The organism is Vreelandella sp. 2A-K22 (assembly GCF_054065485.1).
Map to the genome: position 1 here is coordinate 59,946 of NZ_JBSUGC010000017.1, position 17,491 is coordinate 77,436.

At 53.7% G+C, this 17,491-nt stretch carries 15 protein-coding genes; 6 read left to right on the top strand and 9 right to left on the bottom strand.

All coding sequences use genetic code 11. The annotated features are described in order from the left end of the window. Positions 1-7 precede the first annotated feature (7 nt). Positions 8-922 (bottom strand): metal ABC transporter substrate-binding protein, encoded by a 915-nt coding sequence (locus tag ACW17M_RS20770; RefSeq protein WP_009287987.1) that lies wholly within the window; start codon positions 920-922, stop codon positions 8-10. 384 nt (positions 923-1,306) lie between these two features. Here ACW17M_RS20770 and ACW17M_RS20775 point away from each other — a divergent pair, with 384 nt between their 5' ends. Genes ACW17M_RS20775 through trpC form a run of 3 tightly spaced genes read left to right on the top strand, consistent with a single transcriptional unit; the run spans position 1,307 to position 3,812 of the window. Further along, entirely contained in the window at positions 1,307-1,942 is a 636-nt protein-coding gene (locus tag ACW17M_RS20775) for an anthranilate synthase component II (RefSeq protein WP_457548030.1), read from the top strand. A gap of 37 nt (positions 1,943-1,979) precedes the next feature. Further along, positions 1,980-2,999, top strand: a complete 1,020-nt coding sequence (gene trpD, locus ACW17M_RS20780; RefSeq protein WP_027958429.1) for an anthranilate phosphoribosyltransferase — start codon at positions 1,980-1,982, stop codon at positions 2,997-2,999. A gap of 9 nt (positions 3,000-3,008) precedes the next feature. Further along, positions 3,009-3,812 (top strand): indole-3-glycerol phosphate synthase TrpC, encoded by an 804-nt coding sequence (gene trpC, locus ACW17M_RS20785; protein WP_141440893.1) that lies wholly within the window; start codon positions 3,009-3,011, stop codon positions 3,810-3,812. Here the strand turns inward: trpC and ACW17M_RS20790 are convergent. The 8 genes from ACW17M_RS20790 to ACW17M_RS20825 form a co-directional block, all read right to left on the bottom strand. Beyond that, the gene (locus ACW17M_RS20790; protein ID WP_457548031.1) at positions 3,809-7,018 is read right to left on the bottom strand and encodes an FAD-binding and (Fe-S)-binding domain-containing protein; all 3,210 of its coding nucleotides are present in this window, start codon (positions 7,016-7,018) and stop codon (positions 3,809-3,811) included. The genes trpC and ACW17M_RS20790 overlap by 4 nt on opposite strands. A 90-nt stretch (positions 7,019-7,108) precedes the next feature. Further along, positions 7,109-7,699, bottom strand: a complete 591-nt coding sequence (locus ACW17M_RS20795) for a DUF4202 domain-containing protein (RefSeq protein ID WP_457548032.1) — start codon at positions 7,697-7,699, stop codon at positions 7,109-7,111. A 285-nt stretch (positions 7,700-7,984) separates the two neighbouring features. Beyond that, a complete protein-coding gene (locus ACW17M_RS20800; protein WP_022522880.1) occupies positions 7,985-8,728 on the bottom strand; it encodes a FadR/GntR family transcriptional regulator in 744 nt (247 codons plus the stop codon). Positions 8,729-8,740: 12 nt separating this feature from the next. Continuing rightward, positions 8,741-9,790, bottom strand: coding sequence for a four-carbon acid sugar kinase family protein (locus tag ACW17M_RS20805; RefSeq protein ID WP_457548033.1), 1,050 nt, complete (start codon positions 9,788-9,790; stop codon positions 8,741-8,743). Between the two features lie 117 nt (positions 9,791-9,907). Beyond that, a complete protein-coding gene (locus tag ACW17M_RS20810; RefSeq protein ID WP_457548034.1) occupies positions 9,908-11,032 on the bottom strand; it encodes an iron-containing alcohol dehydrogenase in 1,125 nt (374 codons plus the stop codon). Next, positions 11,029-11,949, bottom strand: a complete 921-nt coding sequence (locus tag ACW17M_RS20815; protein ID WP_457548035.1) for a dihydrodipicolinate synthase family protein — start codon at positions 11,947-11,949, stop codon at positions 11,029-11,031. Before ACW17M_RS20815 ends, ACW17M_RS20810 begins: the two co-directional genes overlap by 4 nt. Further along, the gene (pdxA, locus tag ACW17M_RS20820; protein ID WP_457548036.1) at positions 11,946-12,899 is read right to left on the bottom strand and encodes a 4-hydroxythreonine-4-phosphate dehydrogenase PdxA; all 954 of its coding nucleotides are present in this window, start codon (positions 12,897-12,899) and stop codon (positions 11,946-11,948) included. The genes ACW17M_RS20815 and pdxA overlap by 4 nt, the downstream gene beginning before the upstream one ends. Beyond that, a complete protein-coding gene (locus tag ACW17M_RS20825; RefSeq protein ID WP_457548037.1) occupies positions 12,896-14,065 on the bottom strand; it encodes a sialidase family protein in 1,170 nt (389 codons plus the stop codon). Before ACW17M_RS20825 ends, pdxA begins: the two co-directional genes overlap by 4 nt. Before the next feature lie 495 nt (positions 14,066-14,560). Here ACW17M_RS20825 and ACW17M_RS20830 point away from each other — a divergent pair, with 495 nt between their 5' ends. From ACW17M_RS20830 to ACW17M_RS20840, 3 genes are all read left to right on the top strand, one after another. Continuing rightward, complete coding sequence (locus ACW17M_RS20830; RefSeq protein ID WP_457548038.1) at positions 14,561-15,586, top strand: TRAP transporter substrate-binding protein; 1,026 nt, start codon at positions 14,561-14,563, stop codon at positions 15,584-15,586. A gap of 116 nt (positions 15,587-15,702) precedes the next feature. Continuing rightward, positions 15,703-16,155 carry a TRAP transporter small permease gene (locus ACW17M_RS20835; RefSeq protein ID WP_457548055.1) on the top strand — a complete coding sequence of 151 codons (453 nt, stop codon included), beginning with the start codon at positions 15,703-15,705 and terminating at the stop codon, positions 16,153-16,155. After that, positions 16,152-17,450 (top strand): TRAP transporter large permease, encoded by a 1,299-nt coding sequence (locus tag ACW17M_RS20840; RefSeq protein ID WP_159177004.1) that lies wholly within the window; start codon positions 16,152-16,154, stop codon positions 17,448-17,450. Before ACW17M_RS20835 ends, ACW17M_RS20840 begins: the two co-directional genes overlap by 4 nt. Positions 17,451-17,491: the final 41 nt, after the last annotated feature.

Genomic DNA, 17,491 nt, shown 5'->3' on the forward strand with positions numbered 1-17,491 from the left:
CGCTTACTTACTCGGCCGTGGCGCCCCCTAGCGCGGTATGCATCACTTCAGCGTTATGGCGCAGCATGTCCGCGTAGTTGGCAGCGGGGCCATCTTCACCGCTCAGCGAGTCGACATACAGCGGACCTGCTAGGGGCAGTGAAGCCTCCCGGGACAGGGCGTCCATATGGATACTAGGTGTAGTGCTTTCAAAAAACAGCGCAGGGGGGCGTTTCTCGGCAAGCTGTTCGCTGATCTTGGCCATTGCCTGGGCGCTGCCTTGGGTCTCGTGGTTAACCCCCCACACCCCTTGAGCATCAAAGGCGTAGGCGCGGGCAAAATAACCAAAACCTGCTTCACTGGTTAGTAATGTGCGGTTAGTTTGTGGAATACCTTCAAGCCGCTCTTTTACCGCTTGGTTAAGATTGTTCAGCGCCCTGCGTGCCTCATCAGCGCGGGCATAAAACGCATCGGCTTGTTCGGGTAGATGCTCGGCCAGGGTCTCAGCAATGACATCGATGTAGGCTGCAGCGCCCTCTGGATCCATCCACATATGCGGGTCTGGCTCGCCTTTATACTGACCGGTGGAAATCGTCAGCGGCGTATAGTCGGCCTTTTTAGCCACTTCCACTAGCGTTAGCTGGTCGTCAGACATCGCCTCAACATGGCGTATCCAAGGCTCTAGTCCAAGCCCGTTATAAAACACAATATGCGTCTCTTCTAACGCCAGTACGTTGGGTGGGGTTAGCTCCCAGCGGTGAACATCTTCTCCCCGTGGCACAATGACATTGACGCTGACAGTGTCACCCGCCACTCGTTTGACCAGCTCCTCCATGACTGAAAAGGAGGCAATTACGCGCAGCGTTGTGTTGGCATAAGCTGGCGCAGCGCTTATCAGCGCGACGAATAAGAGCGCCCACACCCAGGTAAACCACTTTGACATCCCACGCTCCTAACTGGCTAAAAAAACTATCGAAAAAGACGGCAGATAATAAAGACTGCGGTGGCCCGTTGCCAGTTCCACTGCAATGCGAGGCCGCAAGAAGTATTACCCAAGGGAGGATTCCCTCAAGTGAAAAGTGCCACTATGCTGAATAGTATTACACTCCTAAGCATAGCGTGCCTTATGACTGGCTGAACGGTTTCTTATTCGCGGCATCGGTGTGGCATCCCCAAAGCTGTGATTTATCGCCCATAGCGCTGGTGGTCTAAAGGGGAGGGGGCTGGTTGACACTTAACCCCTGCAAGGGAGTGCTCGGTTGCGGTATCATCACTCCATTAACGGTTTAATCTGTGGTCGAAATGACACAACGGAGTAAGTGGGGCAATGGCGCAAGCTCAGTCGGTGCATAAACAGCCATCACAGGAACAGTCAGCGCAAAAAGTGGTGATGCTGGACAATTATGACAGTTTCACGTTCAACATTGTCCAGTACCTGGGTGAGCTTGGCGCCGAAGTCATCACTCACCTCAATGACGAAATCACCATTGAGCAGATCGAAACGCTGGCGCCGACACACCTGGTGGTGTCGCCTGGGCCCTGCACGCCCAACGAGGCGGGCATCTCTATGGCCGCCATCAAACACTTTGCAGGCAAGCTGCCTATTTTAGGCGTTTGCCTGGGCCATCAGGCGATTGGCCAAGTGTATGGTGGCAAGGTCGTGCACGCGCCGCAGGTGATGCATGGTAAAACCTCCGCTGTGCTGCATGCTAACCAAGGCGTGTTTGAAGGGCTGGATAACCCGGTTGAGGTTACCCGCTATCACTCCCTGGTGGTCGATAAAGCGAGCCTGCCCGACTGTTTACAAATCACTGCCTGGACAGGTGATGACGACGTAACCCCCGGTTTAGTCATGGGGTTTCGTCACCGCGAGTTGGATATTGAAGGGGTGCAGTTTCACCCCGAGTCGATTCTTACCCGCCAAGGCCATGAGCTGTTGGCCAACTTTTTAAAACGCGGCTGATAGCCGGTTTCACACGCTTTTAGGGGCCCCTCTGCTCATGCAAATGCGAGATGCGATTAATGCGGTGATGCGCCGCGAAGACCTCTCTTTCGATGCCATGCACGCTTTGATGCGTCAGATTATGACCGGCGATGCAAGCGATGCACAAATTGGTGGCCTGTTAGTAGGCCTCGCCATGAAAGGTGAAAGCGCCGCGGAAATTAGCGCCGCTGCTCAAGTAATGCGCGAGTTGATGAAGCGCGTTGAACTGAGTGCTGAAAACGTTGTGGACATTGTCGGCACCGGTGGCGATGGCGCCAACCTGTTTAACGTTTCCACCGCCGCCAGTTTTGTCGCCGCTGCCGCTGGTGCCCATGTGGCCAAACATGGCAACCGAAGCGTTTCGTCTTCATCGGGTAGTGCGGATCTGTTCGATGTGGCGGGTATCTACCTGGATCTCAAGCCTGACCAGGTAGCGCGCTGTATCGAGCAGGTGGGTGTAGGCTTTATGTTTGCGCCTAATCATCATCCGGCCATGCGCTATGCCATTGGCCCCCGCCGTGAAATGGGCGTGCGCACGCTGTTTAATATTTTGGGCCCGTTGACCAATCCTGCTGGTGCCCCCAATCAGGTACTGGGTGTTTACGCGCCGGAGCTGGTGCCGCTGATGGCGGAAGTGTTGCAAACCTTGGGTAGTCGCCACGTGATGGTCGTTCACTCCGAGGACGGCCTGGATGAGATATCTCTGGCCAGCCCCACCTTGGTAGCCGAGCTTAAAGCGGGTGAGATTACCCAGTACACTATTACACCCGAAGAGCTGGGTATTGAGCGCCAAAGCTTGGCAACGCTGAAAGCCGCCAGCGCCGAAGACAGCCTGCGCTTGGTTAAGGCCGCGCTTTCCGGTGAAGGTGCCGCTGCCGATATGGTCGCGCTAAATGCAGGGGCCGCGCTCTACTGTTCGGGCGTCGCGGATACGTTAAAAGAGGGTGTGATGGTAGCCCAGGACGCGCAAGCTTCTAAACTGCCGCTTGAGAAGCTTAGAGAGCTTTCGCACTTCACCAGCGTTTTTAAACAGTAAGAGACCACCATGACTCAACAGGCAACGCCGACTATTTTAACGCGCATTCTTGCTCGCAAAGACCAGGAGGTGGCAGAGCGCCGTCAGGCCGTTTCAGAGGCGGATTTGCTCGCGTTAGGAGAGCAGCAGAGCACCCCGCGTGGCTTTATTGAGGCGCTTAATACGCGCATCGCAACGGGTGATCCGGCGATTATCGCCGAGGTGAAAAAAGCCTCACCGTCAAAAGGCGTTATTCGCGAAGAATTTCACCCCTCGGATATCGCCAAAAGCTACGCCCAGGGCGGTGCTGCCTGTCTCTCTGTGCTTACCGACGCCGACTTTTTCCAGGGCCATGAAGACTATCTAATTGCCGCTCGGGACGTCTGCACGCTGCCGGTGATTCGCAAGGACTTTATCACCCATGGCTATCAGGTTTGTGAAGCGCGGGCGATTGGTTCGGACTGTATTCTGCTGATCGTTGCCGCCCTGGATGATGCTCAACTGCGCGACCTGCATCAGCAGGCCAATCAGTTGGGTATGGATGTGCTGGTCGAGGTGCACGATGCCAACGAGCTTGAGCGTGCCCTGGCACTGGATCTAAAGCTGGTCGGCATCAATAACCGTAATCTGCATACCTTTGAAACCAGCCTGAATACCACCCTGGATCTGCTGCCGCGCATTCCTGAGGACGTCACGGTGATTACCGAATCGGGTATTCATACCCGCGATGACGTTGAGCTAATGCGCGATCATAACGTTAACGGCTTTCTGGTTGGCGAAGCCTTTATGCGCGAAAGTGATCCGGGATTGGCGCTGAAAAGGCTGTTCTTTTAACCTGCTTGCTTTAGGCACACAAGCAGTGCCTGAAGCGGGTGCGGTAATGATTGTTCCGAGTAACGCTTCACCTGGCTGCGGCAGGAATAGCCCGTGGCTAATAGTTTGCCGCTGTTCTCCACTGCCTCCACCTGGGGCTGCCACGACTGGGCGTAGATCGTTTTGGACGTAGCGGCATTGCGGGTTTCGTGGCCATAGGTGCCAGACATACCGCAGCAGCCGGTGGCCATCAGCTCAAGCTCTAACCCAAACGCCGCAAATACCTGCTGCCATGCTTTAGGGCTACCCGGTGCATTGGTTTTCTCGGTGCAGTGGGAGAGCAGCTTAAAGCCGGGGTCGGTTAGCTTAAGTTGGTTGGGCGCTAGCGTATTGATGCGGGTCGTGAGCCACTCCTGCAGCATCAGCACCTCCGGCACCGCCTCATTACCTAGCGCTTTGACGTACTCCTGGCGATAGGTGAGCGTCATCGCCGGGTCGATACCCACCAGGGGGATATCAAAGCGGGCCAAGGTGCGTAGCCGCTCGGCCTGCTTGGCGGCGGTACGTTCGAAGGCGCCCAAGAAACCCTGTACCTGGAGTGGCTTGCCGTTCGCCGAATAGGGCATCACAAACACGCGTAGATTGAGGCGCGAGAGCAGTTCCACCACGTCCATCACCAGCTTGGCTTCAAAGTGGGTGGTGAAGGCATCCTGGACAATAATCACGCTATTGGCACGCTGCTGTTCGGTTAACAGGGCCAGTGAGAGCGGTGTTGCCTCGGCAACGCCCCAGGCGTTCAGCTGCTTTTTAACACTGGCCCGTGAAAGCGCCGGGGAGTCGCTCATGCCCAGCGTACGGCGCATCAGTTGCTCTACCCAGCGCTGGCCAATCACTGCGTTATACAGCGGTGCGGCTTTGGCCAGGGTAGGCAGCATAAACTCGGTGCCGCCAATCACGTAGTCGCGCAGCGGGCGCAGGTAACGGCCGTGGTAGACCTCCAAGAACTGCGAGCGGAACTGGGGAACGTTGACCTTGATCGGGCACTGACTCGCGCAGGACTTACACGCCAGGCAACCCGCCATGGCGTCATAAACTTCATGGGAGTAGTCGTGGTGCTGCTTGCGGCTTAGAGTATTCGCCACCCGCAGCGGAAAGCGTTTAATAAAGCCCCAGCCGCCTTCGGCTTTTTTCTTGTGCGACTCCTCAACAACATCGATTCCCGCCTGGGTCTGCAGGCGCAGCCACTCGCGGATCAGGCTGGCGCGGCCTTTGGGTGAGTGGCGGCGATCCCGGGTGGCTTTCCACGACGGGCACATGGGGTCATCAAGGTCGTAGTTGTAGCAGGCGCCGTTTCCGTTGCAGTACACCGCGGCGTCGTAGGCCTGCCAGGCGCGCTCATCGATGGTGCGGTCAAACTGACCGCGCATGGGCACGCCATCCACCGTCAACAGATCGGGATCGCTATCCCTGGCGATTAGCTCGCTGCTTTGAGGCTTACCCGCAGTTTCGGGCGAGGTGGAAATGCCCGCCGCCCCGGGTGGGTTAGAGAGAGGCGAGGCGATCTTGCCAGGATTAAGCTGGTTATAGGGGTCAAAGGCGGCTTTTACCCGCTGTAGACTGGGATAGAGCTCACCAAAGAATTTAGGTGAGTACTCCGAGCGCACGCCTTTGCCGTGTTCGCCCCACAGCAGGCCGCCATATTTCTGGGTCAGCGCCGCCACTTCATCGGACACCGCGCGAATCAGTTTTTCCTGTTCGGGATCCTTCATATCGATGGCGGGGCGCACGTGCAGTACACCGGCGTCGACATGGCCAAACATCCCGTAGGCGAGCCCTCTGGCATCCAGCGCGGCGCGGAACTCGGTGATAAAGTCCGCCAAGTGCTCCGGCGGCACGGCGGTATCTTCCACAAACGGAATCGGCCGCTTCTCGCCCTGCACATTGCCGAGCAAACCCACCGAGCGCTTGCGCATGGCGTAGACTTTCTGGATCTGCCCGCGCCCCTCGGCCAAGGTGTAGCCTAGGCGCTCAACGGTGGTGTCTTGGCTTAGGTGGTCGGTGAAGGCGCGAACCCGCTTGACGAGGGCGCTCTCATCGTCGTCATTAAATTCGATCAGGTTAATGCCACGAATCGCCGTGTTAGCGGTTGCCGGGAAGAACTCCGCCACGCTGTCCCAGACGAAGTCTTCCATGGCCAACTGCAGCACGGTGTCGTCGATGGTCTCTATGGAAGTAGGGCGCAGCGCCTGCGGCTGGGGTTGTAGCGCCTGCGGCTGAGGTTGTGAAGAGGTGCTAGCGGCCATCAGCGCTTTGGCATCCCGCAGTGCATCCATAAAACTGGTGTAGCGCACATTGACCAGAGTGGAGTGCTTGGGAATCGGCAGCACATTCAACACCGCCTCGTTCAAAAAGCCCAGCGAGCCTTCCGAGCCGCACAGCAGGCTGTTGAGGTTGAGCTGCCCCTCGCTATCGCGCAGATGGGCTAAATCGTAGCCGGTCAAGCAACGGTTGAGCGGCGGGAACTTGGCTGCAATCAATTCGCGCTGTTGGTCGATAATATTGGCGGCGGTGGCATGTACGCGGCCCAGAATACCTTCCTGCTGGCACTCAGCCTGCTCTTCGTCCGATGTTAAAGCGCGGCTGTGCAGGTGCTTTCCACCGATCAAAATGGTATCGAGCTCCAGCACATGATCACGGGTTTTGCCGTATTCGCAGCTACCCTGGCCGCTGGCATCGGTAGAGATCATGCCGCCTATAGTGGCGCGGTTGGAGGTCGAAAGCTCCGGGGCGAAAAACAGCCCATGGGGTTTGAGCGCGGCGTTTAATTGATCCTTCACCACGCCCGCCTGAACGCGCACCCGCCGTGCTTCCACATCGATCTCTAGGATCTGATTCATATGGCGGGAGACATCCACCACGATGCCATCGGTGAGCGACTGACCGTTGGTGCCGGTGCCGCCGCCTCTGGGCGTTAATACAATGCTGCGGTGAGTGGTTTGCGCGGCCAACCGGGTAAGGCGCTCTAGGTCTTCGGCATGCTTGGGGTAGACCGCCGCCTGGGGCAGGCGCTGGTAGATCGAGTTATCCGTCGCCAGCACCGTGCGGTTGGCGTAATCGGGGGCTATTTCGCCTTCAAAGCCGCGCGTTTTAAGAGCCTGTAAAAAACGTACATACTCATTGCCCAAGCGTTCGAACGGGGCGGTACGGGTGTCCAAGGATGCAATCATAGTTGATCAAGCCGTCAGTGCCGGGGGCGCAATAAAAGAAGACCGCTACTTTACCGCAGCGGCTGCCCCGCTGCATCTCACTGTAACGCTTTACTCTGCTCCCAGGGCCTCTTTTACCAGCGCTAATGAGGCATCCGACATCGGTAGCTTCAAGGCTAGTGCATGGGCGCGGGGTGACATTTTACGCCAGGTCATCTGCACAATGCGCACCATATGGTCGTGCTCGATCTTGCGCGAGAAATCGGCAAAGTAGTTCTCTAGAAACACCAGGCAGGCGCAATCTTCCAGCGCTTGTACATCGGGGTCTCGGCCCAGGCCTTTCTTGCCAATAATCGCTGTGGCGCGCTCGGCTTCTTTGTCACTGTAGCCTGCGTCGCGCATTAGCTGGGCGGTGGTATCGCCTGCGCGCTTGCCCTGGTCGCGCCGCCAGGTTAAGTAGCCTACGCGCCCTTCGGGGTACTCCTCACGCGGCACTAACCAGCGCTGTAAGTGCTGGGCGCGTACGGCTAAGCGCAGCACCTCATCTGGGGCGTCATGTACGCGGTCTAGCCAGTCGCTCATGCGCTGGGCATAAGCCAGTTCCTGGGGCATGGATGTGCCATCGGCAAGCGACGTGGAGCGCGGATCCTCGGCATGCAGGGCATCGATGGCGATGAGCGTTTGATCAAAAGCGGTAGGCATAGCAGCGTTGCTCGGCTAAAAATGATGCTAATAGGTTGCCGAGAAACCGTGCGAATCACAACTGCTGTAGAGAAGGTTATGAAAGGGAGAGAGCGCAGTGCCCGCTGCTAATCACCGCGGGCACCTGCGAACCCCTCTTCATTCGCCCAACCTTGTAGGCATCCGACTTACCAGGCGTTTTTTCTGTGTGGTACAACCATGGCGCTGTGCTGGTAGGAATAAAGTAGCTGCCAGAGGCTTTCTCATAGTGGTAGTGACGTCGCTGCCCAGGCAAGAACATAAGAATTACTTTGTCGCTGTCATAGGGCTGGAAGTCGTGGCGCGTCGCTTTCCTTCGAACAAGCGGTCACGCGACCCGGTCAAGTGCTGACGCATGAGATCACGCGCGAGTTCTGGGTGACGCTGTTCGATCGCCTCAGCGATAGCGCGGTGCTCTTCAAACACATGTTGCAGGCCATCGGGCGTTGCCTTGAGGGAGAGCCCGTGAAACTGCATGCCAACGGCGATGTGATCTTCCAGTGCTTCCATTGCTGTCGCGTAATAGCGGTTTCCCGACGCCTGCGATATTGCCAAATGAAACTGAAAATCTGCGTCCTCATGATGTCGGCGACGGTTGGTTGCATCGCGCAATAATTTCAAGGCGGATTTAATGAGTTGAAGGTCTTCCTCGTTGTGCCTTTCCGCAGCCCTGGCTGCTGCTCCCGGCTCGACACTAAGGCGAAAATCATAGCAATCTTCTAAATCGGCAATGTTTTCTATCTGTCCGAAACCCAACGGTTGCCGCAGGCCGAAGCTTCGTACGAAGCTGCCAGCACCGCGCCGGGAATAGATCAGCCCTTGCTCGCGTAGTTTCTGCAGTGCGTCGCGCACGATAGGGCGAGATACCTGAAATTCTGCAGCAAGCTCATGTTCAGTCGGTAAGCGCTCGTCAGCTTGGTAAGACCCTGACTTAATCGCACGTTGCATCTGGTCGTAGACCATCTCGCCTAAACTGCGGCGTCCCGATGTGGGTTCTCGTTGATCACTCATGCGGCTTTTCCGTTAAGTTTTGCAAATCATTTCGGCGACCCTTACCAGTGTATCATCCGCGCCAAAGCCACCCGACTTAGTAATAAATACCGTATTTTCGGTTCGGCAGACGGGAAGGCCGGGAAGAATTTCACCGAGTATTTGCATTTCCAGTATATCGTTACTTAGCAGCACAGCCTCAGCCGTCGCTCCGCCCGTGAGAAACCAGGTAACGTCATTCTCTGGGGTTAGCTTTTTGAGCGACGCAGCGAGATTCGTTGCCACCGTTGCAGCCGGTATTGATGTGGCGCCGGGAGTGGCCTGCAACACGGTTATACGGGCGTTTTGCTGCGGCTCTGCGTCTAAGCAGCCGTTGGGCGCCGGTATATGTACGACATCAAGTTTAGCTGAGAGCAGCGCTTTAATCTGAGCCAATGTAATCGGATCCCTTGACCCTGCGGTTATACATAGCGCTGGCGGGAACGACAACGGCAGGTCTTGCGGAGTCGCATGATCGGCCATGTGCATTGCCAAGCGTTCTGCGAGCGCGCGTGCACCCCAAAATAGGGTGTCGGTGGTATGAGCGCCAATCCACTGATCCATCTCTTCGTCATGGAGCGTATCAGGTATACAGGCGCTGCTGGCATGGTGGCCGAGCGCATCGCCGACCGAGATTGGTGCGTCCACCCCAAAGCCGCTGACGCAGCCGTTGACAACGATCCGCTCGAATTGCGGGATTGCCGGCATGGCGACGATTCTATGGTAAGGGATTTCGTCTAGCTCAGCGGCAATCGGTCCTTTGAGCCGGGAGTCAACCTTCTTAAAAATGAGTGTGCCGCTAGGCAGTGCCCGCATCACTTGAGCGACTCGCTCTTTAGCATCCTCTGGGGAGGCGTCACGCGTTTGTGTCGAGACGGCCAAAACCTCTGGGCGTCGTTCGGCCAACGCGCGCGCGATGGCCTCTGGTGAGGTCACGGCATAGGTGCGAAACCCATACCGTGCAAATGCTGCGCTAGAGTCGAGTGCACCGGTGAGGTCGTCAGCAATAATGATGAGTCTCAAAGCTTCTATCTTGGGCGCCATTGGGGATCTCTTTTTTATTTCGCTGAACCGTTATTTCCAATCACCTGCAGGCCTAGAGATAGCTTTGGCTATTCAAAGCGATGGGGCTGAGGCCTGGTGGTTTTTAAGTTCCGTGAATTAGAGCGCAGCTCGGTATATCGCAAGCACATCGTCAACGGTCATATCGCGTGGATTATTGTCCATCAAGCGGCGGATACCATGTGCTTCTTCGGCCCAGGTAGACAGGTCTTCTTCTTGAGCGCCATGTTTGGCAAGCTGCATCTCGACGCCGAGATCTCGACAAAAGGCATACGCCGAATCAAACAACGATCCAGCGGAGCCATCGAAGTGAAGTCCCAGCGCACCTGCGATTTCGCGCGTCTTTTCTGAGTGCACAGACTCATTAAAGGCAAGCACGTGTGGAAAAATGATCGCATTGGATAGGCCATGTGGAAGACTGAGGCGTGTTCCCAGGGGATAGGCGAGGGCATGGCCCGCGGCGGTATTTACTGGTCCTAGACAGATTCCGCCGTAATACGAGGCGAGCATCATGCCGGCGCGTGCTTCGGTGTCCTGACCATCGGCGACCGCGCGTGGCAGGTATTTGCCGATCAAGGACATTCCCATTCGCGCATAGCCGTCGATCAGGTCGTGCGCGTTGATGTTGGTGAATGCTTCGACACAGTGCGCCATGGCGTCGATTCCGTTCGCCGCGGTGACAGCAGGCGGTACCGAGTAAGTAAGCACGGGGTCGAGTACGGCGAAATCGGCCAGCAAATATGGGCTTTCAACTGCGATTTTCGACTTCGAATCCGGATCAGTAACCAGGGCGCGAATACCCGCCTCGGACCCGGTGCCGGCGGTTGTCGCCACTTGGGCGAGGAGAGTGCGGCGCCCCTGCACGCGGTTCGGACCCGCAACGTCTTTAAGCGCTTGTTCACCGTCCCAAAGTGCGGCGACCAATTTGGCGATATCCATCACCGAACCGCCGCCGAGACCCACGACCAGATCAGGCTGGCATTCGCGGGCGAAAGCAATTGCCCGTTCAAGTACACTGGTGTCGGGTTCGGGTGTAACGTCAGCGAATATGGTGACGTTACCCGGCAGCTCTAGTGCGTCGGCATAGCTGGCCGTGTGCTGGTCAGCGATGACGAGCGATCGCTCGACCCCGACCGCCCATGAGCCTAAACGAGCAGAGGCTCCGGCCCCCACTTCCAGCCGCTTAGGCTGGTGAATGGTGATCGGTTTATCGATTGCGCTCATGCTGTGTCCTCATGCTCAAGTTGTTCCATTCGCGTTAAGACCGACGCACGCTCCTCATCAGAAAGCTCAATGAACGGCGGGCGAACGCGTGTCCAACTATCTAGGCCTCGGCGACGGGCTAGCATCGTCTTGACGGTGGGTAGCTGAACGTAGGCGTTGGTGAGTTCGCGCCATGCATTGATGCGCGCCTGTGCCGACTCAACCTCAGCCTGGTGCGTGGGATCATTCCATTTATCGAAGACGATGCGTAAATCCACCGCGACCAAATTCGAGCTGGCCGTAATGCAACCAGCGCCTCCTGATTGCAAAAGCGGCAGCATCAGCGGGTCGGCCCCGGCCATCACAGCGCAATCTGGACACTCGGTGATGGTGCGGCGCATGTTGTCAAGATCACCTGAGCTGTCTTTGATCCCGATCACAATGCCGGGGTAGGCGGCTTGCAAGCGAGTAATGAGCGCCTGCGAAATCGCTACCCCGGAGACCTGAGGAATGTGATAAAGGATCACGCGCAGCCGGTCATCGGCGACCTGGTCGATAATGTCGGCATAGGCGCGGAAGAGCCCTTCGTCACTGACGCCCTTGTAATAAAAGGGGGGCAGCAGCACGACCGCCTTTACGCCAGCCTCGACCGCGTGTCGCGTCAGCGCTACGGTGTCCGCCACACTGGTTTGTGCGGTTCCTGGCATCAGCCGCGATGGCGCGATACCGGCTTCAATCACCCGCTCAAGGAGCTCCTGTCGTTCTTTCAGACCCAACGAGTTTGCTTCACCGGTTGTGCCAAGGAGGGCGATACCGTCGCAGCCTTCTTCGATAAGCGCACGACAATGCTGTGCAAAGGCGGCGTGATCAGGGCTTCCGTCCTGGGTAAAGGGGGTGGCGGCGGCACAGTACACGCCGCCGAAATCGTTGGTTGTCATGATGTGTACCTGCCTGCTACCAGTTTGCGCGCATAGGCAATGGCAGCTTTCATGTTGGTGTGGTTGGCCTTACCAGTGCCGGCGATATCGAAAGCCGTGCCGTGATCGACTGACGTGCGATCGATCGGCAGTCCCACCGAGACATTTACCGTCGAGTCGAAGGCGATTAGCTTGATCGGAATATGGCCCTGATCGTGGTATTGGGCGATCACTAAGTCGAATTCACCCTGGTAGGCGCGATAATAGACAGTGTCAGCTGAAATGGGCCCTTCAACGTTCATGCCTTCGTCTCGCGCCATGGCGACGGCTGGCTTGATCTTTTCAATATCTTCATTGCCGAATAAGCCGTTTTCGCCACAGTGAGGATTAAGTCCTGCGACGGCAATACGGGGAGACTCGACACCCATACGGCGCATATGCTCGTAGCCGGCGCGAATCGTCACGAGCACTTGCTCGGGAGTCACACGCTCGATGGCATCTTTTAGTGAGACATGAGTCGATACGTGGATCACTTCCAGCCGCTCAGATGCCAGCAGCATGTAGGCCGCATCCGCTCCCGTTAAAGTGCGTAGCATGCCTGTATGGCCATCATAATGATGACCGGCCGCGTTCAGCGACTCCTTGTTAATCGGCGCTGTGACAATGCAGCCAATAGAGCCGTCTTGAGCCGCCCGAACCGCCTTCTCAATAAAGCGAAAAGCAGCATCCCCAGCCGCGTGGCTAAGTTGGCCCCAGGGCAATGGAGCACCCGGAATGTCTACATCCTCGACTAAGCCTGAAAGGTCAATGGATGTGCCGACTGCCTTTTGGGCTGCCTCTAAGGTCGCCAGGTTGCCAAAAACGCGTGTTCTAGATCGCTCTTCGGGCGTCATCTCGGCTAGCGCCTTGATGGTTATTTCGGGGCCGACTCCAGCGGGGTCGCCCATAGTAATACCGAGAATATCGCTCATACGGCTGCTCCGTTGATCCAATCAAGGTTTAGCCGAACATGCTTGATAGCTCGGCGATATAAGGTGTAGGCGATTTCCACCTGGCCGTTGTCTCGCTGCAGAATGACGGGGTAAGACAACTCCTTGTTGCGACCGTCCACCGAGTTGTTGGAGAGGCATGTGCCTGTGGCCTCCTCGATAACGACTTGATAAGAGAAGGTGCGTCCATTGTCTTCGGAAAGGCATAGCGCCAGGGGGGCGCGTGGAACACCCCAGATCGGCTGGCAGCCGCCCGAAGCATTTGGCCGATCATCCTCCTCGCCTAGCTCGTCATACAGAGACTCGCGGCGATCCTGAGACATTGCGGCTGAGACTGGATTGCAAACCATAGCGATTCGCCCATCGGCGAGCCGTGTCACGCCAATTGATGAGTTATTGTTAGGGACATTGGTGGGCGTGGGGGATGTCCAGGTTTGGCCGCCATCGAGGCTTTCTGAGCGGTGTACGAAATCTGCTTGGCGGCGACGATAGAAGGCTACCAGCTTATCGTTTTCGAGCGTTACCGTTGACATGTGAACCGCCCCTGGCGAATTAGGCACATCTGTAATTGCCCATGTTTCGCCTTGGTCTTTCGAGACCGCTACCGCAGCCGTATCGTAGCTGCCATTCCAGCGTTGGCCTGGGCGAGGGTTACAGCGAAATAATGGCAGCAACCACTCGCCGTTCTGCCTAACACTCAGTGGGGCGCGGATAAAGGTTCCATCCGGCAAACCCAGGTCACGGCTGGGGCCACTGGTTACATGCGCGCCCTTTACCTCAAGTCGGCGCATGATCACTCTGGCTTCATCCTGATTGCCCGAAGGTTGAGCCGTATTGAACAGAATTATTTCGCCCTCGGGCGATATAAAGATGATTGGATTTTGTTCAGACCGGGCCGCGTCGTCGGTAAGGCGTTGCGCGGGTCCCCAGGTATCTGCGTTAGGCGACAGCACTGATGCGTGAATTGAGATATCCGACTTGCCTTCGAGTGTTCCCCCGAACCACGTGCAAAGCAGTGCGCCATCGGGAAGGGCGGATAGGAAAGCGGCATGATTTTGTACGGCTTCTGACGGCAGAATAGCTTCGGTCCCGCCAGGTCGCGAGACGGAGGCCCCGTTCATTTTTGCTGCGATTTCGTCAGGTGTCATTTTTTGTACTCACTCCTTAGCGGCATGGGTGTGTTATCGCTGCCTTTATGACGATGAGCATCATCATTGGAAAAGATGTTGTCAAGTTATCGAATAAAAATAAGCGTATAGACTAAAAGGTTATATGTTTTAAAAGTTCTTTATTAACAATGACTTGTTTTTGTATATTTTCTTAAGATGAATTTTATGTATTTCCATAATTGACAACATTGTTGGCTGAAGCCATTGTGGTAGGACGCTGAGCGTTGAGAGAGATTATTGATGCCAATAGGCGTGAAGAGGAGCAACAGCATTGATAAATTGCAGGTCACTGATTCAGTGCCTTCGATTTTTATTGCTGTTGTATGCGACTGCCTCACTTCGGTTGAGTCTTTGCGCAGTCGATATCGTATGCGGCGCCTTTACGAAGTCGCCCTGAGGCCCAACGTTACAGACCGCTAATACAATCACACAAGAGCGGGTTAAACGCTTAGTTTGTGTTAAGGAGAACAAACAATGATTTTAGAAAAGACTAGGTTGCACAAAACAACAGTTCTATTGTTGTCAGGAGCTTTGTTTACCGTCATTAGTGGTTGCTCGAATGAAGATTCTGAGCAAGCTTCCGCAAGCGAAGAAACAGTGAAGTTGGTAGCTGCGACGATTACACCTAAGAACTCACTGCTAGCAAGAGCGCTTACAGCATTTGGCGAAGAAATTGAAAGTCAGAGTAACGGAGAGATCGAAGTCACCGTTCACACTGATGGAACCCTAGGCAACGCCTCTAGCTTATATCAGTCAGTCATCTCTGGTGATATTGATATGATCTACTCAGATTCAGGCTGGTTCGCTGAACAAAATCCCGTGTTTGAAGTGCTGGGTGCTTATTATCTGTTTAAAGATAGAGAACATTTCGAATCTATCGTGAATACAGAAGGTGAACTCTCATATTTCGAGGATTTGCTGGTAGAAAATCCTGGTTTGACAACCGTTATGTATGAGGGCGGCCTGGAAAGAAATATCATTAGTACCTTCCCCATTAATTCTGTTGAAGACCTAGAAGGGCAAACAATGCGCAGTGGCACAGGGTCTACTGAGCTTGAGTGGTGGCGTAATTTAGGGGCTGACCCCACGAGCATTGCCTTTAACGAAGTATACTCTGCGCTACAGACAGGCGTCGCAGATGGATCGCAAAATAGTTTAGATGCAATGATTCAACAGCGGTTTGGCGAAGTAGCGAAATACATAGCTAGAACACAGCACCGTTTAGATCTTGGCTTTGTGGTCATGAATAACGAACGATACGAAGCATTGTCTGATGAGCACAAAGATGCAATCGAAAGAGCACGGGATGTTGTTCAGCCTGAATATATCAGTAAAGCTTTTGAAAAAACTGAAGAAGATATCGCAACGTTAGAAAATGATTTTGGTGTGAGTTTTACAGATCCTGATCGAGAGAGTTTTATTGAAAGATCGCGGGTTCAGCTAAATGCATTGGCTGAAAAATATGATGTGGAAGATGTCGTTAACGAAATCTTTAACTGATAGTGAGTTTGTACTGCCCTAAGGTTTTAGGGCAGTGCCTCTTTGGAGGTTGTGACATGTGGCATGAAAAAGTCAGTTCTGTACTGTTAAGATCGGTATCCTTAATTGGTATGTTTATGCTGGTGCTAATTTCAGTAACGTTGTTTACTGGGGTGATCACAAGGTATGTGTTCTCTTATTCCATACCGGAGCTAGAGGTGTTAAGGAAGTTTTCTCTACTGTGGCTTGTTTTTTTGGGGTCTGCTATAGCAGTAAAGGAAAAGGCACATTTGGAAATTGACATACTCTCGGATTATTTGAGCGAAAGAGGAACTAAAATAAGAGATACCATCGTCTATTTTCTTACTCTTGTGGGTATCGTGATACTGGTTTTTATTGGCGTTGCTGCTTTCAAGTCAGGGTTGGTTAGGTCGGAATTAGTATCGATTCGATTTCTTTCTTCGCAGCCTTCCCTAATTTATTATTATTCAGCATTCTTGGTGGGCTCGATACTCATGGTTTATTTTCATTTGCTCAATGCTAGGGGCTTGTTTTTTAAGAAACATAAGAAAGAGGTCCAAAGTAAATGATTTTGCTGACAATCATTTCTGTTTTCCTTGTTTGCTTGTTGATTGGCGTTCCTGTTGCGTTCAGTATAGTTATCGCTGCAGCGATTCCTATCATCTTCGAGCCGCTCGTAAGCTTGACTCAAGCTAGTTCTGTTATGATCGAGTCCTTTTCAAGCTTTACGCTGTTAGCGATCCCGCTCTTTATTTTTTGTGGTGCGTTGCTCAACCTGACAAAAGTAACAGATGACTTAATTTATATATCTAAATCCTTAGTGGGTAACTTGAAAGGCAGCCTGGCACATATAAATATTGTAACGAGTGTGTTTTTTGGGGCTATATCGGGCTCTTCAGTAGCAGATGTTGCATCGCTAGGCCGAATTTTAATACCTGCTATGGTAAAAGCAGGTTACAGCAAAGAGTTTGCAGCAACGATAACCGCTGCATCTTCTACCATAGGGTCGATAATACCTCCTAGTATTTTATTAATAGTGTATGGTGCTTTATCACAGACCTCTGTCGCTTCGTTGTTTATAGCAGGGATTATTCCAGGGGTTCTGATTGGTGCAACCCAAATGTTTTACGCCTACTATTATGCTCATAAAAATAATGTTGGGCCTGTGAGTAATGAACTTCTTGGTTTAAGTGAGGATGATAAACTTTCCAAGCGGTTGGCGATAAAGAAAAGCATTTTTCCCGTTAGTTTGTTTTTAATTGTCATTGTGGGGATAATGGCAGGTGTATTCACCGCAACGGAAGCCGCCGCGATTGCCGTGGTGTATGTATTTGTTGTGGCCTTCTTTATTAAAAAGGAAAGAAGCTTTAAAAACTATAAAGAAGTTATGCACAGGGCTGTGACGGATTCAGCCTCTATTTATATACTGATTGCCGCTGCTTCGTTTTTATCTTGGGTCTTATCTTATTATCAAGCGCTAGATCCAGTCATTAGTTTTATTATTGAAAATGATTTTAACGCCTTTACTTTTTTATTAGTGCTGGTGTTGCTGTATTTTATCCTTGGTACCTTTATGGAGCCAAATTCAGCCATGCTAATCTTTGTGCCTATGTCCGTTCCTGTTATACGCGAATTAGGCGTTGATCCGGTTGTTGCAGGTATTGTAACGGTGATGGCTATTCGGCTGGGGACGGTAACGCCGCCTTATGGGTTGTCTACTTTATTGTCAGCAAAAATAGCCGGTACAAACGTACTGAAAATGATGAAACATATTGTCATTTTTGTCATTATTTATCTTGTGTCTATACTTAGTATTATTGTATTCCCGAAAATTGTGACATTCCTACCGGACTTGTTGATGTAATAAGCTATCAATTGGTAATTGAATTCATTTTTGAGGTTAAT